The 783-nt window shown below is 29.1% G+C and carries 1 protein-coding gene and 1 pseudogene; both read right to left on the minus strand.

Annotation, left to right across the window (positions count from 1 at the left end; genetic code table 11):
- Positions 1-160: 160 nt before the first annotated feature.
- Positions 161-388: a transposase gene (locus tag Q0762_RS13885; protein WP_366941008.1), complete on the minus strand. Its 228-nt coding sequence runs from the start codon at positions 386-388 to the stop codon at positions 161-163.
- A 23-nt stretch (positions 389-411) separates the two neighbouring features.
- Positions 412-636, minus strand: a pseudogene (locus tag Q0762_RS13890) (IS30 family transposase); the annotation flags it as partial.
- Positions 637-783: the final 147 nt, after the last annotated feature.

Raw genomic sequence — 783 nt, forward strand, 5'->3', positions numbered from 1 at the left:
CCCAATAGCGCCGATGGTACTGCATTTATGTGGGAGAGTAGGTCGCCGCCTTTCTTATTTCTAAGTCTCAATTCAGCAGAATTGAGACTTTTTTTTTATCCCTATTTTGGGGAAATACTTCATTGTAACGGATCAAATCATAAAGTTTGGGATTTTATAATTATTCAAAAATAGTTGTTAATCTAAACAGGAAGAATTCTATAATTCTCACACCTCTAAATTGCGCTCTAAAAACTTTAATTTTAGCATTATAAGATTCCGCTGCAGCATTTGTATTTCTATACTCAAAATAATTGAGGATGTTTTTATAATTTATGGACATAGTTCTTGCTTTGGTTCTAAAACTTTTAAAATTCGATTGCTTGAATTTAATGTTGTAACGCAACAAAACGTATTAGTTTTATGATGTTACTAAACTACAAATTTAAGTTCTAAAACCATCATTTCTTTAGGTGTTTTATATCCAATAATTTTTCTAGGTCTATTGTTTAGTTTTTCTTGAATATTCTTAAGCTGTTTCATATCAATTTCATTAAAATCAGTTCCTTTAGGGAGGTACCTTCTAATGAGTCCATTGGTGTTTTCATTAGTGCCTCTTTGCCAAGAAGAATATGGATGCGCAAAGTATATTTTCATACCTGTATTATACTGATATAGGTTGACCTTTTTTTTGGTCTTTTTTATACCGTTCAAAATATTTTTTTAACCGTTTAGAAGGCAAAAAATACTTTGAACTAATTTATTGTTTAAATTTCAAGTTCAGTCAAATTTAGTTTATTTTTT

The organism is uncultured Polaribacter sp., from assembly GCF_947495205.1.
Taxonomy (GTDB): Bacteria; Bacteroidota; Bacteroidia; order Flavobacteriales; family Flavobacteriaceae; genus Polaribacter.